Origin of the sequence: Escherichia sp. KTE52, from assembly GCF_000408325.1 — a bacterium.
GTDB classification, from domain to species: Bacteria; Pseudomonadota; Gammaproteobacteria; order Enterobacterales; family Enterobacteriaceae; genus Escherichia; species Escherichia marmotae.
The window spans coordinates 58,722-80,185 of sequence record NZ_KE138677.1; the positions used below are offsets into that span (position 1 = coordinate 58,722).

The 21,464-nt window shown below is 50.7% G+C and carries 17 protein-coding genes and 1 pseudogene; 6 read left to right on the forward strand and 12 right to left on the reverse strand.

Annotated elements, in window-relative coordinates; translation table 11 throughout:
* Positions 1–100: 100 nt before the first annotated feature.
* The 6 genes from ompN to sitD all read left to right on the forward strand — a co-directional run bounded on the left by ompN (position 101) and on the right by sitD (position 5,844).
* Positions 101–1,234, forward strand: a complete 1,134-nt coding sequence (ompN, locus tag A1SC_RS16775; protein WP_016262032.1) for a porin OmpN — start codon at positions 101–103, stop codon at positions 1,232–1,234.
* 140 nt (positions 1,235–1,374) lie between these two features.
* Complete coding sequence (gene uspF, locus A1SC_RS16770; protein ID WP_010376343.1) at positions 1,375–1,809, forward strand: universal stress protein UspF; 435 nt, start codon at positions 1,375–1,377, stop codon at positions 1,807–1,809.
* Between the two features lie 585 nt (positions 1,810–2,394).
* Entirely contained in the window at positions 2,395–3,309 is a 915-nt protein-coding gene (gene sitA / locus A1SC_RS16765) for an iron/manganese ABC transporter substrate-binding protein SitA (RefSeq protein WP_000286867.1), read from the forward strand.
* Complete coding sequence (gene sitB, locus A1SC_RS16760) at positions 3,309–4,136, forward strand: iron/manganese ABC transporter ATP-binding protein SitB (RefSeq protein ID WP_000983721.1); 828 nt, start codon at positions 3,309–3,311, stop codon at positions 4,134–4,136. Before sitA ends, sitB begins: the two co-directional genes overlap by 1 nt.
* Positions 4,133–4,990, forward strand: a complete 858-nt coding sequence (sitC, locus tag A1SC_RS16755) for an iron/manganese ABC transporter permease subunit SitC (protein ID WP_001101728.1) — start codon at positions 4,133–4,135, stop codon at positions 4,988–4,990. The genes sitB and sitC overlap by 4 nt, the downstream gene beginning before the upstream one ends.
* Complete coding sequence (gene sitD / locus A1SC_RS16750) at positions 4,987–5,844, forward strand: iron/manganese ABC transporter permease subunit SitD (RefSeq protein WP_000968131.1); 858 nt, start codon at positions 4,987–4,989, stop codon at positions 5,842–5,844. The genes sitC and sitD overlap by 4 nt, the downstream gene beginning before the upstream one ends.
* 212 nt (positions 5,845–6,056) lie before the next feature.
* On the opposite strand, the gene A1SC_RS16745 is transcribed toward sitD, so the two are convergent.
* The 12 genes and pseudogenes from A1SC_RS16745 to A1SC_RS16700 all read right to left on the reverse strand — a co-directional run bounded on the left by A1SC_RS16745 (position 6,057) and on the right by A1SC_RS16700 (position 21,445).
* Complete coding sequence (locus tag A1SC_RS16745) at positions 6,057–6,641, reverse strand: tail fiber assembly protein (protein ID WP_001824772.1); 585 nt, start codon at positions 6,639–6,641, stop codon at positions 6,057–6,059.
* A complete protein-coding gene (locus tag A1SC_RS23210) occupies positions 6,641–9,712 on the reverse strand; it encodes a phage tail protein (protein WP_016262033.1) in 3,072 nt (1,023 codons plus the stop codon). The genes A1SC_RS16745 and A1SC_RS23210 overlap by 1 nt, the downstream gene beginning before the upstream one ends.
* A gap of 64 nt (positions 9,713–9,776) precedes the next feature.
* Complete coding sequence (locus A1SC_RS16740) at positions 9,777–10,376, reverse strand: Ail/Lom family outer membrane beta-barrel protein (RefSeq protein WP_016262034.1); 600 nt, start codon at positions 10,374–10,376, stop codon at positions 9,777–9,779.
* 70 nt (positions 10,377–10,446) lie between these two features.
* Entirely contained in the window at positions 10,447–13,860 is a 3,414-nt protein-coding gene (locus tag A1SC_RS16735) for a phage attachment tail tip protein J (RefSeq protein ID WP_016262035.1), read from the reverse strand.
* A 60-nt stretch (positions 13,861–13,920) separates the two neighbouring features.
* Positions 13,921–14,493 (reverse strand): tail assembly protein, encoded by a 573-nt coding sequence (locus A1SC_RS16730; protein ID WP_016262036.1) that lies wholly within the window; start codon positions 14,491–14,493, stop codon positions 13,921–13,923.
* Positions 14,490–15,233 carry a C40 family peptidase gene (locus tag A1SC_RS16725; protein WP_032141343.1) on the reverse strand — a complete coding sequence of 248 codons (744 nt, stop codon included), beginning with the start codon at positions 15,231–15,233 and terminating at the stop codon, positions 14,490–14,492. Before A1SC_RS16725 ends, A1SC_RS16730 begins: the two co-directional genes overlap by 4 nt.
* A 4-nt stretch (positions 15,234–15,237) precedes the next feature.
* Positions 15,238–15,936, reverse strand: coding sequence for a phage minor tail protein L (locus tag A1SC_RS16720; RefSeq protein WP_016262038.1), 699 nt, complete (start codon positions 15,934–15,936; stop codon positions 15,238–15,240).
* Positions 15,936–16,274 (reverse strand): phage tail protein, encoded by a 339-nt coding sequence (locus A1SC_RS16715; protein ID WP_000024051.1) that lies wholly within the window; start codon positions 16,272–16,274, stop codon positions 15,936–15,938. The genes A1SC_RS16720 and A1SC_RS16715 overlap by 1 nt, the downstream gene beginning before the upstream one ends.
* A complete protein-coding gene (locus tag A1SC_RS16710; RefSeq protein ID WP_016262039.1) occupies positions 16,267–19,500 on the reverse strand; it encodes a phage tail tape measure protein in 3,234 nt (1,077 codons plus the stop codon). Before A1SC_RS16710 ends, A1SC_RS16715 begins: the two co-directional genes overlap by 8 nt.
* 165 nt (positions 19,501–19,665) lie before the next feature.
* The gene (locus A1SC_RS0121375) at positions 19,666–19,866 is read right to left on the reverse strand and encodes a hypothetical protein (protein ID WP_001755909.1); all 201 of its coding nucleotides are present in this window, start codon (positions 19,864–19,866) and stop codon (positions 19,666–19,668) included.
* Between the two features lie 107 nt (positions 19,867–19,973).
* Positions 19,974–20,333: a protein YdaY gene (ydaY, locus tag A1SC_RS16705; protein ID WP_012565075.1), complete on the reverse strand. Its 360-nt coding sequence runs from the start codon at positions 20,331–20,333 to the stop codon at positions 19,974–19,976.
* 150 nt (positions 20,334–20,483) lie between these two features.
* Positions 20,484–21,445: pseudogene (locus A1SC_RS16700) on the reverse strand (phage tail tube protein).
* Positions 21,446–21,464 lie beyond the last annotated feature (19 nt).

Below are 21,464 nucleotides of genomic sequence, written 5' to 3' on the forward strand. Positions count from 1 at the left end.
ACAAATGATACTTATCGGCTAATGGAACTTTTCCTTTAGGATGTTTTCACTTCCCGAACAGGGAAAGAAAGGCAAATAAAATAACTAAAGGATTTTTTCAATGAAAAGCAAAGTACTGGCACTCTTAATTCCTGCCCTGATCTCCGCAGGAGCTGCTCATGCGGCAGAAATTTATAATAAAGACGGCAATAAATTGGATCTTTATGGCAAAGTTGATGGTCTACATTATTTTTCTGATAGTTCAGCGAAAGATGGCGATCAGAGCTATGCACGTCTTGGTTTTAAAGGCGAAACACAAATTAACGATCAACTCACTGGTTATGGTCAGTGGGAATACAATATTCAGGCAAACAATACTGAATCATCAAAAAATCAATCCTGGACTCGTCTGGCATTCGCCGGGTTGAAATTTGCTGATTACGGTTCTTTCGATTACGGACGTAATTACGGCGTAATGTACGATATAGAAGGCTGGACCGATATGCTGCCAGAATTTGGCGGTGACTCCTACACGAATGCGGACAACTTTATGACCGGTCGTGCTAATGGCGTAGCAACTTATCGTAATTCTGATTTCTTCGGTCTGGTTAATGGACTGAACTTCGCTTTGCAATATCAGGGTAACAACGAAGGCGCGAGCAATGGTCAGGAAGGTACGAATAACGGACGTGATGTTCGCCATGAAAATGGCGACGGCTGGGGTCTTTCCACAACCTACGATTTAGGTATGGGCTTTAGTGCGGGTGCAGCATACACCTCCTCAGACCGCACCAATGATCAGGTTAATCATACTGTGGCGGGTGGCGATAAAGCCGATGCGTGGACTGCCGGGTTAAAATATGATGCTAACAACATCTACCTGGCAACCATGTATTCCGAAACACGTAATATGACGCCATTTGGCAACAGTGATTACGCCGTTGCGAACAAGACCCAGAACTTTGAAGTCACCGCCCAATATCAGTTTGACTTTGGCCTGCGTCCGGCAGTGTCTTTCCTGATGTCTAAAGGGCGTGACCTGAACGCTGCTGGTGGTGTTGATAATCCAGCCGGTGTTGACGATAAAGATCTGGTCAAATACGCAGATGTTGGCGCGACATATTATTTCAACAAAAATATGTCAACCTATGTTGACTATAGAATTAACCTGTTGGATGAAGATGACAGCTTCTACGCTGCCAACGGTATCTCTACCGATGATATTGTCGCTTTAGGTCTGGTTTATCAGTTCTAATCCTGCCTGCCCGCCTCTCTGGCGGGCTTTTTCTACTTATTGAATCCTGCTTAATCTAAATTAAAAATGTGAACTCCGTCATTACACAAAAAGTGTCATCTGGCGTTACACTTTATGCGGATACTAAAACAGGAGGTTTTATGAACAGAACGATTCTTGTCCCTATCGATATTTCAGACTCAGAATTAACTCAACGCGTGATTAGTCACGTTGAAGCCGAGGCAAAAATTGATGATGCAGAGGTTCATTTCCTGACGGTAATACCTTCGCTGCCCTACTATGCCTCTCTGGGTTTAGCGTATTCCGCAGAGTTACCGGCAATGGATGACCTGAAAGCGGAAGCCAAATCGCAACTGGAAGAAGTCATTAAAAAATTCAAACTGCCGACTGACAGAGTGCATATCCATGTTGAAGAAGGTTCGCCAAAAGACCGCATTCTGGAAATGGCGAAAAAGATCCCTGCTCATATGATCATCATTGCCTCCCATCGACCGGATATTACCACCTACCTGCTCGGCTCTAACGCCGCTGCCGTAGTACGTCATGCAGAGTGTTCAGTGCTGGTCGTGCGCTAATAACTAACGCCCGCACGTCGCTGCGGGCTTTTTGATTCATTTCGCAAATGTGCTGACATTTTCCCCTCTAATCCGTACCATACACGCCACTGTTTTTATATCAGACTTCTGCTGTCGGATATCCCGGCATGATGCATACTCTTCTGATGCCATATAATGAATTGAGCCACTATTAAATGTTGCAAAATCAAGAAATTAGTAAGAAAGAACAATACAACCTGAACAAGTAAGGGCAAAAATCACAACTCTCTGACTCATAAGTATTTTACTTATTTTTCAATGTGTTAAATATCATCAGCGACAACAATAAGCTACGATAACCCACTCTTTTTTTGCCCCTTTTTTGCCCCTTTTGCAGCGCTTTGCCCCATTTTTGCCATCAACAATTTTCCTCATCAAGTCATTTCAAAGCCTAATAGGTGCCCTACTTTTTTCCTCAGTACCACGTCGCCAGCAGGAAACAACCTAATCCCGGTTCGGATCTAAAATTGATAATGATAATCATTTTCATTTTGTATTGCTTATGCTATAAAACATAGCCGTTGCTATGTTTGTTCTAATTTTGCTCACTATAGGTACTAAATTATGTACTCAATAAAAAAAGTAACCATGCTCTTGGGGTGCCTCGCCCTCACCTGCTCGATCGCATTTCAGGCGAGTGCAACTGAAAAATTCAAGGTCATTACAACATTTACCATCATCGCAGATATGGCCAAAAACGTGGCTGGAGATGCTGCAGAAGTCTCATCCATAACCAAGCCCGGTGCAGAAATTCATGAGTATCAGCCTACCCCTGGCGATATTAAACGTGCGCAGGGGGCACAACTGATTCTCGCCAATGGTATGAATCTGGAATTGTGGTTCCAACGCTTTTACCAGCATCTTAATGGGGTTCCAGAAGTAATTGTCTCTTCGGGTGTGACGCCAGTAGGGATCACTGAAGGCCCCTATGAGGGCAAACCTAACCCCCATGCCTGGATGTCGCCAGATAATGCTCTGATTTACGTCGATAATATTCGTGATGCGTTGATAAAATACGATCCGGCAAATGCACAAACCTACCAACGTAATGCCGATACTTATAAAGCCAAGATTACCCAAACCCTTGCCCCCCTGCGTAAGCAGATTGCTGAACTCCCTGAGAATCAGCGATGGATGGTCACCAGTGAAGGGGCTTTTTCTTATCTCGCACGCGATTTGGGGCTAAAAGAGCTTTATCTGTGGCCGATTAATGCCGATCAACAAGGCACGCCGCAGCAGGTACGTAAGGTTGTTGATATGGTGAAGAAAAATCATATCCCGGCAGTCTTTAGCGAGAGTACGATTTCCGATAAACCAGCGCGTCAGGTTGCGCGTGAAACCGGCGCGCACTACGGCGGTGTACTCTATGTCGATTCCCTGAGCACAGAAAACGGCCCGGTACCTACGTATATCGACCTTCTGAAGGTTACTACCAGTACGCTGGTACAGGGAATTAAAGCCGGGAAAAGGGAGAAATAATGATGCAATCTGCGGGCATTGTCGTTAATGATGTTACTGTCACCTGGCGTAACGGGCACACAGCACTGCGCGATGCATCCTTCACAGTACCAAGTGGATCTATTGCCGCTCTGGTTGGGGTAAACGGTTCCGGAAAATCGACGTTGTTTAAAGCGATTATGGGATTTGTGCGTCTGACCAGCGGAAAGATATCTGTTCTGGGTATTCCCACGCGACAGGCGCTACAGAAAAACCTGGTTGCCTACGTCCCTCAGTCAGAAGAGGTTGACTGGTCATTTCCTGTACTAGTGGAAGATGTGGTGATGATGGGCCGCTATGGGCACATGGGTATGTTGCGTATAGCCAAAAAGAGGGATCGTCAGATTGTCACCGATGCGCTGGAACGTGTCGATATGGTGGATTTTCGCCATCGACAAATCGGCGAGCTTTCCGGTGGACAAAAGAAACGCGTCTTTCTGGCGAGAGCGATTGCACAGCAGGGTGATGTGATCCTGCTGGATGAACCTTTTACCGGCGTTGATGTGAAAACCGAAGCGAAAATCATCAGCCTGTTGAGGGAGTTACGCGCGGAAGGCAAGACGATGCTTGTCTCAACGCACAATCTCGGCTCAGTCACGACATTTTGCGATTATACGGTCATGGTCAAAGGCACCGTCCTGGCAAGCGGGCCGACAGACACCACTTTTACAGCCGAGAACCTGGAGCTGGCTTTTAGCGGCGTACTGCGCCATGTCACACTTAACGGCTCGGAAGAAAGCATTATTACTGACGATGAACACCCTTTTGTGGCACATCGACCGTCAGCGGTGCAGAGGGAAGCAAGATGAACGTGCTACTGGAACCCTTCAGCTATGAATATATGCTCAATGCGATGTGGGTCTCGGCGATGGTCGGCGGTCTCTGCGCTTTCCTGTCATGCTATCTGATGCTAAAAGGCTGGTCGCTGATTGGCGATGCGCTGTCGCACTCTATTGTCCCGGGTGTTGCGGGGGCATATATGCTGGGGCTTCCGTTTTCTCTGGGAGCCTTCTTTTCCGGCGGACTGGCAGCGGGCAGCATGCTGTTTCTTAACCAACGCACTCGCTTAAAAGAAGATGCCATCATCGGCCTGATCTTCTCCTCCTTTTTTGGCCTGGGGCTGTTTATGGTGTCATTGAACCCGACATCCGTGAACATTCAGACCATCGTCCTGGGCAATATTCTGGCAATCGATCCGGCGGATATCCTGCAACTCACTATCATTGGCATTCTCTCGATCATCGTGCTTTTTTTCAAATGGAAAGATCTTATGGTGACCTTTTTCGACGAGAATCACGCCCGTGCTATTGGATTGCATCCGGGCAGATTAAAAATCCTCTTCTTCACCCTGCTGTCAGTTTCGACCGTTGCGGCGCTGCAAACGGTTGGTGCCTTTCTGGTGATCTGTCTGGTGGTGACTCCCGGTGCAACAGCATGGTTGTTAACCGATCGTTTTCCCCGCCTGCTCATAATTGCTGTAACTATTGGCAGTGTAACCAGTTTCCTCGGCGCGTGGGTCAGTTACTTTCTGGACGGCGCGACAGGTGGAATCATCGTGGTGGCGCAGACACTGCTGTTTCTTTTAGCATTTGTATTTGCGCCCACCCATGGGCTTTTGGCAAATCGTCGGCGTGCGCATAAAGCGCTGGAGGATCGCTCATGATGGCATTATTACTGGAGCCACTGCAGTTCACCTTTATGAGTCACGCACTGCTGATTTCACTGGTAGTTTCCATACCCTGTGCGCTGCTGTCGGTCTTTCTGGTCCTGAAAGGTTGGGCACTGATGGGTGACGCGATGAGTCATGCGGTTTTTCCTGGTATTGTGCTTGCCTGGATTCTGAGGTTACCTCTGGCTACAGGGGCATTCGTCGCCGGAGTATTCTGCGCGGTGGCGACGGGATACCTGAAAGACAACAGCCGAATCAAGCAAGATACAGTGATGGGGATTGTTTTTTCTGGCATGTTTGCCGCAGGTCTGATCTTGTATATTGCAGTCAAACCAGACGTACATCTTGACCATATTCTTTTCGGCGACATGCTCGGGGTAACCATCGGCGATATAATCCAGACGGTGATTATTGCCGGGCTGGTTACACTTGTTATTAGCGTAAAATGGCGGGATTTTTTGCTGTTCAGCTTTGATTATCAACAGGCGCAGGTAAGCGGTTTGCATACGAGATGTCTGCATTATGGGCTGCTGTGCATGGTCTCTCTGACCATTGTGGCGACGCTGAAAGCGGTAGGTATCATTCTCTCCATTTCTCTGCTCATTGCGCCTGGCGCCATTGCGGTACTCCTGACACAACGCTTTCATATTGCGCTCCTACTGGCGATTGGCATATCGGTAATAGTGTCAATGACTGGTGTCTGGTTGTCCTTTTTTATCGACAGTGCACCAGCTCCGACGATTGTCGTCTTATTCGCGGTTGTGTTCATCATGACGTTCACCGTTACCAGCATCAACGCACGCACAAAGGGAAACACCCATACACAGGATTTGTCATCACCCAATTAGCACAACATCCGAGGACAGCATCGTCCGCTGGCCCACAGAAGTCCGGAAAGTCATGGAAGGTCGTTGTTGGGAGGAGGTACAAATTCTCTCATGCAAAAAATACGTAAAATCGATAATAGCTGGAAATAATTCAATACATGCACTCTCGAAAGTGCATCAGCCAACCGCAGAACGTTATTGCATACAACGTTTCTGCGGCATAATCCCAATGATTACTCCCTGACAGGGTTCGTAGGCCACTCAATATCAGGTGCAGTTGACGTATCAACACGGTTCAGCAATACCCGATACTTTTTCCATGCTTCCAGCAACGAGATTTCTTCCTCCGTTGCAATTTCCAGATCTGCAGCATCCTGAAGCGGCGCAATATGCTCACTGGCTACCTGCATCAGGTTGTTTTTTGTTTCTTCCGCCTCCCGGATCCGGAACAGTTTTTCTGCTTCCGTATCCTTCACCCAGGCTGTGCCGTTCCACTTCTGAAACTCCCCTTCCGGCGATAACCAGGTAACATTTTCCGGTAACGGACCGAGTTCAGAAATAAATAACGCGTCGCCGGAAGCCACGTCATAAACCGTTTTACCCCGATGATCTTCAACGAGATGCCACGATGACTCATCACTGTTGAAAACAGCCACGAAGCCTGCCGGAATATCTGGCGGTGCAATATCGGTACTGTTTGCTGGCAGACCTGTATGAGGCGGAATATATGCATCACCTTCACCAATAAATTCATTAGTTCCGGCCAGCAGATTATAAATTTTTATGGTCCGTGGTTGTTCACTCATTCTGAATGCCATTATGCAAGCCTCACAATATAGTTAAATGCGATGTTTTTGACGGTGTTTTCCGCGTTACCAGCAGCGTTAACGGTGATGGTGTGTCCATGTGAACCAATCGCAACGGAGTGCGTATGAGCACCAATACCGACAGTATGTGCGTGTGCACCTGCGCTTGCAGCAGTGCCGGACAGTGAGTGGGTATGCGCGCCAGCAGAGTTCGTATTCGCCATCGTGCCAATGCCCAGACCAACCGCCCCTTGTACCTGGTATGAGTTACTTCCGACAGCTGTAGAACCATACTGATAGGTGTCTTTAAAAGTGCTTGTATTAAACCTGCGACCATCAACGTGCGAGTGTGCTCCGGCCGAGCTTGTAGAGCCGCTCAGACTGTGCGTATGAGCCCCGGTGTTATTCGTGGATTTAGTGCCGTAATCAAACGACGATGTGGTTTTCGTCCCCAAATCCGTACTGGATGCGCTGGCGCTGTGGATGTGCGATTTAATGCCGTCCTGTTCCTGAGACAATACGGCACGACCACTGGCAGGTTTGCCCTTAATCGTCCAGCCACGCATATCAGGGATCACGCCTGACGGATAAGCGGCTGCAAGTTTCGGGTAGGCAGATTTGTCAAAAGTCTGCCCGTGCATCAGGGCATAACCAGACGGAACGGTATCTGATGGCCACGGGATTGGTGCACCGACTGGATAAAACTCTGCAGGAGGATGAGCCGAGGTGTAAAGCTGCGCCCACGGCGACCAGTTTGCGTCGGTCGTATCCCGTCGTGAACGAATAAATGCCGGAGCATGAGCACCGCTTGTACCACTCCAGCCGATGAGTAACTCACCTTCGCCAACGGCTGTCATCCCTTTCAGGTGAATGATATTTCCATACGCTGTTGGATATCCGTTGTTATACACCTCGTATAACTCAAGACCTGTTGCCCCCTGCGTATTGTCTGTCAGCGCGGTTACCCGACCTTTTGAAGACAGATTAACTGATGATACTGCTGTTCCACCTGACGGTAACGCCCCGATCTCTGATGCCGTTGGCTTATTTCTGGAGTTATAGTCCCTTCGCCAGCCAGGTGAATAATCTGTTCCGTGATTAATATAGGTAAACTGGGCGTTAGTTGTTCCACCACCAGTGGAGGTGGTCGGTGTGGTAATGCGGATCGTCATCGCTGACTTTATCCCCATTACTTCAATGACAGCTCCGGCGAGATGAATATTACCGCAGTCAGTATCAGTAATGATTTTATTATTGCCATAAGACCAGGACCCCTTGCACATCCAGTAGGGATGGTTAAATGCTCCCTGAGAATCCAGCCACTCGATAAACTGTGCAGTCGTCCAGTTTCCTGTTATTGTGCTTACTGACCCACCAAAGGCACGGCAGGCACCAATATTTTTCGTAAAGGTGTCTTTGCCAGGGATATCCGCACCGTTCTGATCTTTCTGCAGACGTTTCTCAGCATTGTCATTGGCTGCTTTTACTGCCTTTGGTGTCGCGGCAAGCGTTTCAGACGTGCTGTTGGTCGCGCTGCTTAGCTGGATTATCCCTTTCTGTGCTGTCGTTGCATCCTGTGCGGTGTATTTCCCGTTAGCCAGGTCATACGCGGCCTTAACGGCTTTTGGTGTTGCCGCCAGTGACTCGGAAGTGCTGTTAGTCGCACTACTGAGCTGTACTATCCCCTTTTTTGTCGTGCTCGCATCCTCAAGCGCCACGGCGGATGCAATATCCTCTGCCCGTTTTGCTGCTGTCTCGGCGCGCGTTGCTGCGGATTCTGCCGTACTTTTGCTCTGTGCTGCCGCTGCCGCACTGCCAGCAGCCTCTGTCGCCTTCGTGGATGCCGTCGTGGCGCTGCCCCTCGCTGCTGACGCCTGTCTGGTCGCCTCATCTTTTGAAGCAGACGCCGATGATGCCGATGACGCCGCCGAACTGGCGGACGATGCGGCAGCCGTTTTTGAGGATTCTGCGCTGGTTTCCGACGCTTTCGCGTTCGTTTCGGATGTCTTCGCTGCGGAAGCAGACCTCGCTGCTGCGCTGGCCTGTTCAGTGGCTTCGCCAGCCTTCGTTGTGGCTGTTGAAGCGGATGATGCGGCGCTTTCTGCCGATTTTCCGGCGGCGGTGGCACTGACTGCTGCCTCCTCTGCCTTAATGGACGCCTCACGGGCCGATGATGCAGCTGTTGTCTCAGAGTCTGCCGCAGCTGAGGCGCTCTGTTCCGCTGCCGTTTCAGAAGACCTGGCGTTCGTCTCGGACGTTTTTGCCGCCTTCGCAGAATTTGCTGCCGCCGTTGCCGAGGAAGCGGCACTACTGGCGCTTGATGATGCGTTCGTTTCTGATGATTTCGCTGCCTCTTTTGAGGCCGCCGCATCCCGGGCTGAAGTGGCGGCTTCTGACGCTTTCGTCGTCGCAGTGGATGCAGAAGTGGCTGCTGATTTTTGTGACGCTGCAGCATTCGTTTCTGACGTTTTCGCGGCACCGGCACTGGTGGCCGCCGCGCTTTTTGAGGACTCTGCAGCGGCAGCACTTTTTGATGCTTCAGTGGCCTTTGTTGATGCCGTTCCTGCGCTGGAAGACGCCTCCTGAGCCGACGTCGCGGCCTGTCCGGCTGACGTGCTGGCTGCACGCGCTGAGCCTGCAGCATCAGTCGCATAGGTTGCCGCCTCACTGGCAGATGTGCCGGCATCACTGGCTGACTTCTTCGCGGCTGCCGTGTTCTGTGCCACCGCGGACGCGTTACGCGCCACCTCTTCCACCATCAGTTCAAAACGGCGCAGAGCCTCCGGACGGGCATCATCCTCCGTCATGGCACCGAGAAAATCATTCAGCGTACCGGGTCGGGAATCTTCATACACGGTGATGGTCCCGGCATGTGACGGCGGGAATCCTTCCACCAACAGAATAACGCTGTACTGACCGTACTCAACGTCCATGCTGTAACGCCCGGCTTCATCCGGATTTTCTGAGGCCAGCGTGTTCACCACCACCGTGGTGCTGTTACGTTTTGCTTTCAGCTGGATTGTGCAGTTCTGTACCGGTTTTCCTGTGCCGTCTTTCAGTACACCTGAAATCTTAACTGCCATATTCACCCCACAAAAAAGCCCGCCTGAACCGGCGGGCTGTCATAACACTGTGTTACCTGGCTAATCAGAACTTATAACCGACACCCACGATGAAACCGTCAGTGCGCCAGTCGCCACTGCCGGAGCCTTCATAAGCAATATCAATGGCCACGGATTCGGTCGGGTTAAACTGCACGCCAGCTCCCCACGCCAGAGACGTGTTGCTGTGGCGACCGTCATCACTTCCGGTCAGCACGTCGTGCGTTTTCCCCTTGTTGTCAGTTACGCGGAGATAATCCCCGGAGAAAGTCGACACACGGCTGTAAGCCACACCCGCCATCGCATACGCGCTGAACCATTCATTCACGCGCACAGGCGGCCCCGCCATTACGCTGAACCAGCGGTTACGAACGGAATCTTCATGCCAGCGGGTATCGCTGTAATGGGTCAGCTGGCGATTCTTGTCTCCTGCATAGCTGAATGACGTCACCAGCCCCAGCGTATCCGTAAACTCATAACGGTATTTCACGTTAATCCCGTTCAGATCATCACTGCCGGGAACGTTGGTCCGGGCATGAAGATACCCCGCGCTCAGCGTGGACTGATGTTCAGACGCCCATGCAGGCGCACCGGATACGGCCAGACAAATGGCTGCGGACAAAATGGCTGCACAAACTTTACGCATAATTACCTCTCGCTTTTCTGCAATAAAAAAGGCGTCATTCCTGACGCCATTTATTGGGGTTATAAATATTTCAACGAATACTGATGCCTGAAGCCGCTTTTTTGGTCACAATCACCGTACAGTCGGTGATATTACCTGCCCGCTGATTGCCTTTATGGAAAACCTTAAACTCCAGAGTGACGCTTCCCCTGCCACTCGGCATATCAATAACCGCACTGTAGCTACCGGGAATGGCCCCTTTAGTTTCTCTGGATGCGATTAATACACCGTTTTTGCGAACTTCAAAACCATAACCCGTGTATCTTGTACCTCCCGGGTTATTACCACTTCCCGGATCGCTATACGCTATTCCGTTAAAGATAATGGGCGGAATAATGATTTGACGGTCAAAGTTATGATCATCGCTGATGGTGACTGTAACCGTCCCGTTTGGTGTTTCCGTGTTACCCCACGTACCAGCCTGTTTCGGAAATGATTTGGATACAGCTTTAACGAAGTCACCTCTGACCTGAGTCGCCTCCAGCATGCCCTTAATCGTACAGTTCTGGTTAATCGTGACATTGTTGAGCGTTCCTGAGTTCGCATTCACACTACCACTGATATCCGCATTTTTAGCGGTCAGCTTTCCGTCTGATGTCAGGGAAAATACCGGAGGACTGCCACCGCTGGTAATGGTGGGGGCTGTCAGGCGCTTCAGGAACACGTCGTTCATGAATATCTGGTTGCCCTGCGCCACAAACATCGGCGTTTCATTCCCGTTTGCCGGGTCAATAAACGCGATACGGTTAGCGGCAACCAGAAACTGGCTCAGCTTGCCTTCCTCCGTGTCCTCCATGCTGAGGCCAATACCCGCGACATAATGTTTGCCGTCTTTGGTCTGCTCAATTTTGACGCCCCACATGGCATTCCATTTATCGTTAGCGTCCTTCCACTCTTTCGAAAACTCATCCAGTCTGCTGGCGTTATCCTCCGTCAGATCAACTTTTTCCAGCAGCTCTTTACCGAGATGGGATTCGGTTATCTTGCCTTTGAAAAAATCCAGGTAACCTTCCGCATCATCGCTCGCCCGACCGACGGCCTCCACGAATGCCGATTTGCCAACGGTGTTCACACTGCGGATATAAAAGTAATAATCATGGCCCGGTTTGATATTGATACTGGCGGCTATCCAGTACAGCGCCGTACCAAGATAGCGGGCTGTGGTTTCAACCTGCCTGATATCGGTAATCCGCTTTTCCGAGAACCAGAACTCAAACTGTACCGTCGGGTCATAAACGGCAAGATGCGGCGTGGCGGTTATCTGAAAATAGCCCGGCGTCAGCTCAATCCTCGACGGTGCTGCCGGTGCGGCAATCCGGAACGATACCGACGCCGGATCGCCCTGCTGCCCCCACGCATTTACCGCCCGGACTGTCAGCCTGTAGTTCCCTGGCGCCAGTTGCGTGAAGCGGTATGTGGTTTCCGTCGTCCGGGCCGTGCTGACCAGCCGCTCACTGCCGTCATCCGCTGTTACGGTCAGACGGAGCAGGAAGCTCACGCCCTTCACCACCTTCGGCGTGTCCCAGCGCGCCAGCACCTGATATTCCCCGCTGTCTGCGGTGACTTCGGCGGTCAGGTGCTGCACCGCTGGCGGCGTGACACCATTCACCGTGCCGCTCTGGTCGCCGTCAAAGTGCGCCCCGTTATCCACGATGGCTTCTTTTTCCGGTACATGCTGCACGGCAGTGATGGCATACGTGCCGTCATCGTTCTCACGGATACTCACACAGCGGAACAGGCGCTGACGCAACGTCGGCAACTTCAGCCCCCACACACTGTATTCTGCAACGCCGTCAGGAACCCGGTTCACTTTCACCTTAAGTCCGTCGGTGACGGACTGAACCTCCACGCTGACCGGATTACCACTTCCGTCAACCAGGCTTATCAGCGTGGTACCGGAGGATGGCAGCGTGATTTCACGGTCGAGCGTCAGCGTCCGGGTCTGGCTGTTCACCGCCAGCACGCGACCACCGGTGCTGATACCGGCATAGTCATCATCGCAGATTTCAATGACATCGCCCGGTACATGGCGAAGCCCTTCAGCACCCACGCTGAAATCCACGGTCTGCGTCTCCAGCAGTTCCGTTTTAATCAGCCACAGCCCGGCGCGGTGTGCCTGCCCCCGGCTGGTACAGCCAAAGGCATCCATCTTCGTGACATTACGACCGTAACGGGCAATGGCCTGCGTATCTTCAACAAGCTCTGTCGCCGTCTCCCAGCCGTTGTTCGGGTCAATCCAGTTCACCTCAACGGCATTATGGCGGTCCTTCAGGGCGCTGAAGCTGTAGCGGAACGGCGCGCCATCATCCGGCATCACCACATTACTGCGGTTATAGGTCCACACCTTATCTGATGGCCGGTCCTGCACGAACGTCAGCGTCTGCCCGTTCCATACCGGCATACAGCGCATCGCCGAGCAGAAATCACTGAGCACATCCCACGCCTTACGCTGCGTGGTCAGGTAGGCATTACAGGTGATGCGCGGCTCCGTGCCGCCAAAACCGTCCGGCACTGACTGGTCGCAGTACTGGCCGATGACATACAGCGCCCATTTATCCACATCCGCCGCACCAAGACGTTTCCCCATGCCGTAGCGCGGGTGGGTCAGCATATCCCACAGACACCAGGCCGGGTTGTTGCTGTATGCCGGCTTAAACGTTCCGTCCCAGATACCGCTGTATTGCCGCGTCTGCGGGTTATAGTTCGACGGCACCTGCAGAATGCGCCCGCGAAGATGATAATTACGGCTCACCTGCTGGCTGCCGAACTGCTCCGAGTCCACCTGCACGCCGACCAGTGCCGTGTTCGGGTAGCACTGTTTCACATCGATGATTTCGGTGTATGACGACCAGAGCGTTTTGTTCTGCAGCTGGTCTGTGGTGCTGTCCGGCGTCATCCTGCGCATCCGGATGTTGAACGGGCGCGGCGGCAGGTTATCCACCACCACCGAGGCCAGATACTGCGAGGTGGTTTTGCCTTTAATGGTGATGTCTTTTTCCGTCACCCAGCCACCGTTACGCTGTATCTGAACCAGCAGGCGGACTTCCGACGGATTCCGGTCCCCCTTTGAGGTGGTTTCCACCAGTGCCTGCACACCGAAGGTAAAGCGCAGACGGTCGATGTTTGCAGACGTGATGGTCCGGGTAATCGGCGTGTCGTACTTCACTTCCGTACCCAGCACCGTCTCGGAGCCGGAGGATTCAAATCCCTCCGGCGGTGTCTGCTCCTGCTCACCTGCCCGGAACACCACCGTGACGCCGGAGATATTGGTATTCCCCTCACTGTCCAGCACTGGCGTACTGTTCAGCAGCACACTTTTTAATCCGTCCACCGGACCTTCAATCGGCCCTTCACTGATGGCGTCTATCACGCTCAGCATCTGGGATGATTTCAGGTTGTCCTTCGCTTCGCGCGGGGTATGCCCCTTACTGCTGCCTTTACCCATTCCTCACGCTCCAGAAACGACAAAACCGCCCTGAGGCGGTTTCACATAAAACGTTTTTCATCAACGACCAATCACCACAACCTGACCACCGTCCCCCTCGTCTGCCGTGCTGATCTCCTGAGAAGCCACCCGCGACCCCACGCGCATTTCCCCGTACAGAACAGGCAGAACATTGCCCTGGGCAACCATGTTATCCAGTGAGGAGAAATAGGTGTTCTGCTTACCGTTATCCGTTGTCTGTGTACGGGGAGTTCTGGCTTTCGGTGCCAGCATCTGCGCCACACCACCAAGTACCATACTGGCACCGAGAGAAAACAGGATACTGGTCATACCACCGGCCCCAATGGCTGCCCCCCATGCTGCAAGGGTGGCTCCGGCAGTAAAGAATGATCCGGCAATGGCGGCAGCCCCCAGAACAATCTGGAATACGCCCCCTGACTTGGCCCCGGCGACTCTGGGAACAATATGAATCACAGCGCCGTCAGGCAGAGTCTCATGTAACTGCGCCGTCAATCCGGACGTGCTGACGTCCCGCCCGGAAATCCGTACCTGATACCAGCCGTCGCTCAGTTTCTGACGAAACGCCGGGAGCTGTGTGGCCAGCGCCCGGATGGCTTCAGCCCCCGTTTTCACACGAAGGTCGATGCGGCGGCCAAATCGTTGCAAATCCCCGTAAAGGCAGATGCGTGCCATGCCCGGTGACGCCAGAGGGAGTGTGTGCGTCGCTGCCATTTGTCGGTATACCTCTCTCGTTTACTCAGTTGTTCAGGAATATGGTGCAGCAGCTCGCCATCACCACAGTAAATGGCGGCATGATTCGGCACCGATGAACCAAAACAGCACAGCAGCACATCGCCCGGCTGCGCCGATGACAACGGCACCTGATACAGCCCTGTGGCCTCCAGATTATCCAGATAGAGATTCTGACCGTGACGCCACCAGTCATCCCCGCGATGAAAATCCGGCATCTCAATCCCCGCCAGATGATAAGCATCCCTGAACAGCGTGTAGCAGTCCGTCACCCCGTGCTCAAAGCGCCGCCCGGTGAGATGCGGCACACAGCGGAACTTATGAATCGTCCCCCGGCAGACCAGCCACCACGGCAAATCACTCTGCACCTGCAGCCGCCGGTCGGCCTCACTCAGCCAGGGCAGACCACTGGGGTGGCTGTGGACCAGCGCCACAATCTCACCCTGCATTTCTGCCTGCAACCAGTCCTCCGGAGCCATCCGGAAATAATCCTCCGGCTCACCGGAGATATTCACGCAGGGGAAATATCTTTCCCCCTTCGGCGTGCTTACCACGAAGCCGCACGACTCCGCTGGCGCACATCGCCGGGCGTGCGCCAGAATCGCTGATTCTGTCTCTGTCATGGGATTACTGCGAAAGTTTGTTAATGGAAAGGAAGCCGCCAAAGTTGCCGACGTTATTGCGAAACTTACAACCGCTCAGGCATTTGCTGCATTTATCCTTCGTGATATCGGACGTCGGCTGGTCATATTCATCCGCGACAGCCGGACCGCTATAACCGCACTCGTCACCGCGATAGGTCCAGGTGCAGGTGTTGGCCAGCATGATACGTCCCGGAAAAACAGCGCCATCCGTTTCCGTCGGCGTGGACAGTACAAAAGAGGCACTGACTGCGCTCAGTTCGCTGCACTGCTCGATGCGCCAGCGGCTGATCACCTCCTGCTCCGGATCGGCGTCACGGTTTCCGTTGACGAAGTTCACCGCATCCAGAAAACGGGCGTAGACCTTACGCCGGACCACCGTTCCGCCGACCAGACTCTGCAGGTCTTCCGCCATCCCGGTGACCATGCCGTGCAGATTAGAGACTTTCAGCGTTGGCCTTGCACTGGCACCTTTGCCGTTCATCTCAAATCCACTCCCCTGAATGGGATAGGCCTGATACTGCCGACTCTGCCAGGTGACAGACTCTCCTTTCTCGTTCTGCTCATTGCAGAAAAAGTAGCGATCCCCGCCTACCTCGGTCAGGTCGATTTCCCAGAGCACCACGCTGGCCGACTGCTCCGCACGAATGCATTCATTCAGCGTTTCCTGTTGTATGTCCTGCATCAGATCACCACTTCGTCAAACTGACACGAAAAATCGGTATAGGTGATATGTTCTGTCGCTGACCACGTTCGACACACCACTCTGATTTTTCTGTTAATACCCGGCGGGCGCCAAAAAAAAGATTTATAGCCTTCATGCCGGGCTAAAAATTTTTCAAATGAATCACGTTCATTCGCCTCAACTTTGAAATCACAGGTGAAAACGCGCAGAGAATGATTAAGTCCATTTGGACTTCGTTGCTCATAACCATCGCCAAATCTTACAGTTTTTATCGATGGTTTATTTTCTGTTTTCATTCCATCCTCTGGTAACCAGTGAAATTCTTCCGTATTAGCCACTTAACATTCCCCCATCACGTCGCATATTTAACAGATTGCCCTGCACCTGCTGATCAACCATCCCCATAAGTGCTTTTATTGCCTGAGGGCCAATCTCTCCATTCTGGCCGTCATTTTGAATAGTGATTTGGTATACAGGGGCATAGGTAATATCTCCGCCTCCATTACCACTTTTACTATTAATAGCTCTGACACCAAGAGAACCATCGGAAGTTCGTGTTAATGGCATAATGGCTTCCGGTCCAGCCTCACCAAAAACACCAGCCCCTTTTGCAAAAGCAAAAAATTGCGGGGAATCATAAATACCGTTCGAATACGTGCTCAATGACGGAGACTCATAAACACCGCCCTTTGCATTCGGAATAAATTTACTAATAGCACTCCCGATAGTTCCTAAAATCCCCCCAGAAGAACTGTTACTAATGCTGTCGAAAATCCCAGTAATTGAAGCCTTTAATGCTATTCGACTAAGATCCGAAATCACGGAAGTAGCGAAAGAACGAAAATTTGCCTTGCCTGTCGTGACAAAATCACCCAGCGCATCGGTCATCCCATCAAACATCTGAGTCGTGGTTGATTTTATCTGCTCACTGATATCCTTAGTGTCATCCAGCCAGTTATTGAATCCCTGGGAGGCACCACTAACCCAGTCTCCTGCCTGAATATCGAGCTGCTCGTTTTTCTGTCTGACAATTTCTTTTTCCCGTTCCAGAGCATCATTCAGAGCCTGCATTTTCTCTTGAAAAACATGATCTGACATTCCACGGGATTTATCTGCATAGTCACGTTCAAGTTGCAGACGCTGATTGTTATATCCATGTTCAATCCGCAGTAATTCCTGCTGGCGTTGCTGATTTTTATCGCCAACCCCATAACCAGCAATCTGAATATCATACCCCTGCTGACGATTATCAATCGAAGCCTGCAATGAATCACGCCATGCTGTTATTTCGGCGGATTCCTTGATTAGCCTGTTATTCTTTTCAATCGCAACATTTTTCTCCATCAACGCGGTTATTTCTTCCCGGTGTAAGAGAAGCGATTTCTGATCCTGGGTTAATTTCGATGATGGTCGTGACTCTAGGTCGGCAATCCGCTGACGCCACTTAACCAGTTCCTGTTCAGAGGAACTTAATTTAACGGTCAACTCAGCTTGTGAACTTAGTAACGCATTCTGTTGATTCAGATGATCAATCATTCGTTGGGCTGCATCATCAGAATAACCTTTCGCCTTTGGTTGCTTTGGATCTTTATAACGCTCATTTATTTGAGCGATAAGATTATTATATTCTTCCTTTGAATACTGATTCTTTAGCTTTTCCAGTTTTGCAAGTTCACTAGCTCTCTGCTGCTCCCGGGTCTGATATTGTTTTGAAAAGGCATCTGCTCTCTGTCTGAGTTCAATTCCTTCCTGTTGTCGCTTGTTGTAATCGTTTATTGATGAATTTAGTACGTCCTGAGCAATTTTTTCTGCTTGAAGTACGCCCAATTGCTGCTTTAATCGTGCCAGCCTTTTATTTTGAGCTCCGCCATCTCCAATGCCACCTAACCCGAAAACTCCGGGTCGGGTATTTTTTTCTATTTCATCAATTTGACGGAGAACATCTGAGATTTTTTGATCAAGGGAGGCCTCACGGCCAATATCCAGCATGGAATCCCATGCCCATTTTGCGGAGTCTGCGACAGCTTTCCATGCAGTCTCAAGATAACCAAGATTTTCTTTAATCTGGTTGGTGCGCTGGATCATTGAGGATGAGTATTCTTCTGTCGCAATGCGGGCGGCCTCCTGCTGGTTCCCTTCATCCTGTAGCGCCTTAATCTGGTTATAAGTCGCAAGTGTCAGAAAATGGTACTGATCATTAAGTTTTGATATGGCACTGACAGGATCCTTTGCAATTTCATTGAAGTCATTAACCAGTTGTTCGGTTGATATTCCTGTTACTTCGCTCGTTTGTACTATCGCTGTCGTCACTTGCTCCAGCGAACTGCTCGCTACCTTTCCCGAACGCACAAGCTGATTTAATACTGCCGCCGCAGCACCAGTTGTCGAATCAGCCGCATTCCCGGCACGTTGAGCTATATCGGCCAATTGCCCGCTGGTTGTCCCCAACTGATTTCCGGTAAGAATAAGAGATTTATTAAATTCGTCCTGCTCCTGAGAGCCTTTATAGTAAGCCAGTCCTAAGACCCCAACGGCTGCTGCGGCCAGGGTAAAAGGATTAATTAATCCCAGCACATAAGAACCTACACCTTTGATCGCCGGGCCAATCCCACCGAACATATCTTTTAGCTGGCCGCCCTGCTGCATTAACACCATAAATGGCGACTGACCAGTGGACAACCCAACAACAATATCCGTCATTTGTGCAGGCAACATGCGCATAGCAAAAGCCGTTTGTTTTGCCGACATTCCGGTTTTGCTTAATTGTGATTGAGTAACCTCAAGCTCACTCCGCATAGCACGAAGTTTTCCAGAAAGCTCCTCATACATTTCAGGAGAAAGCATCCCCTTAGCTTTTGCTTCATTGAGCTGTTTCTGTTGTTCTACCAGACGATTAAAAGCAGTTCCGACAGGATCAAGTTGAGCAATCAGACGTTGCAAAGCAACAACCTGTTCATCATGCGCTTTTGCTGCTTCTCGCTCTGCCTGAGCCTCTCCGGTAAGCTCTCGCCGTGTTTCCTGTATTTTTCGGCTATAATTCTCAAACTGAGAACCATTTATTTTCCCGGATGCAAACGCAGCATTAAGTTCATCATGCTGTTGTTCAAGATTTCTTAGCGCCGCAGCCAGAGGGTCGATCTTGTCCAGCATTCTTTGAAAGGCCTGAGCCTGCGCTTCCTGCTGGGCGGCAGCAAGTTTTCCGGCCTTCTCGGCTTCTCTCTGCGCTTGCGCAACCCCGCTCAATTCCTCTGTGGTTTCATTAAGTTTACGGACAAGAAATTCATATTCTTCTTTATCAATAAGCCCTTTATCGAAAAATTTCTTTAATTCAGAATAGCGTCGACCGACAGTATCAATTGCGGCACCAACTGGATCAATAGCTGCTTTTAATTTTGCGAGCGCGTTCTTCTCATCTTCTGTTGCCTTAGTCACTTTCCCTGCGCTATTTGCAGCAGTTTCCCCAGCCTGCGTCATTTTGACTAATGAGGAGGTCAGATTGTCAGCATTATTTTTCGCTCCAGTGCTATCAATAATTATTGCGAGACGCGAGGTTTGCTCTGCCATTTATTAAAACTCCTGACAACAAAAAACCCACCGCGAAGTGGGTTTCAGGCGACATAATAGTAGATATAGCGATTACGAGGCCACGCAATGCTTTTCTCCAGGAGCATCATCGATTTAATTAAAGACACCATCACATCTCTGTAACAGAGTGTACGTAATAAACAACTACACACACTGCTCCTGAAAATACTGGTCATCCAGTGCAAAGATCACTGCTTCAAATTCATCGCGCTCAATCAATACCGGATGAGTGGCTAAATATTCATTTATCTCTGTCAGAGATAAAGGCAAAGGCACCCCAGCCATTCCAGCATAACGTCGGGCACGGGATATTACCGAATAGGCGTACAACAACTCCTTAAGCACCGGGTCTATTTCTGGTTCCGGTATCGGTGGCAACCTGAGTTTTTCTCGCTTCCATCTTGCCTTTTCCCCCCTTTCTCCCCCGAACTCCGATAACCACCGCTGGGCAGCTATGGCTTTTTTATCGTATCCTGCTTCTGCTGCTCTTTACCCTGGGCGATGCTGGCTGCTTCTGCAAGGATCTGCCAGTACAACTCTGGATTCTGCTTAAGCAGCGCGATCCCTCGTTCTGCCGTATATTCCAGTGCAACCTCAACACCATTAACCAGTTCACCAACCCCTTTCCAGTCTTTCAGCAGATAACGAGCGGCATTATCAATGAGTAAATCATCAACAGAATCCACCTCGGAAACCTTTGAAATATCAAACTCCTTCGTTCCGACGTGCAAACTGGCATCCATTTTCTCAATGTGGCGACGGATTAATGCATTACGGGAGCGATACTGATCGTTATCGCTGCTTGCCACCAACAGTTTTAACCCGTCTACAGGTTTTAAGTCCTTCATTGGCGTAAACCAGCGTTCTCCACCAATGATAATTTTCTGATTAAGAATAAACATCCATAACCTCATTCAATGCGTCCCCCTGTAGGGCAGTACCACAGGAGGAATAACGGAAAATCAACTAATCGCCTCAGCACTGGCTTTTGCGATCACGGCAGCCGGGGAATTTTTTTTCTGGTTATCGTAGGTGCTTCATCTGCTGCGGTAATGCTCAATTGAACCTGGATAATGTCGCTATTACCCCCATCAGGCCATTCACCTGACACCTGAACCTTCGGGAAACTGAAAGTGTATGCCCCCTCTCCATTCGAAAGCGTGAAGCTGAACGGAACTGTTTCTCCAGTCAGTGTTTTACTCCAGATTTCCCACGCGGCTTTAGACCATGAAAGCGTCACCGTACCGGACGGTGTAAAAGTAGTCGGAATATTTGCTCCTGCATAAGGCGAGCCAGTCCCGATACAACGCTGTGTCTGGAGTTTGTTATCGAACTGAATATCAAAACTGTCGATACAAAAACCGTTACCTCCGGCAACACCATTCAGGCTTACTGCTGAAACCTCCTTAAACGAATAACGTAGCTTTCCTGCACTATCCACAGGTTCGCCTTTGATAAAATTCGTATCATCGGCCTTTGATTCCCAGTCCAGTCCGGCAAAGGTTACGGTCGCTGTAATATCGCCGTCGTTAGGGATCTGCATTTTCCATGAGCCAACCTGCGCTCCTCTGACGACAGAGGCAATTCCGACATCGGACGCATAGGTCGCCAGAGAAAATGTTATTCGCTCATTCCCCATTGTCAGAGAATCGCCTGACCATTCCGCGCCGAAACAGGATGCAAGAAAATCATCATGTTGACCCCAGCGAAATTTGGTACCAACATCACCGCCGACATCCACAGTGCCAGGCGTCGCCCCCTGAGCCATCCGGGAGCCACCAATCTCATTATTTTCGCCTTTATTCTGGGTGGGTTTTACTCCCCAGCTTGTGCGTTTTAATAAACTCCAGTCACCACTTGCTGGCGTAGTGCCTGCAACCGTCTCCCGGATAAATGCCGAGATAACCTTTGCACCTGAACTCACAGGAGCCTCCTATGTCATT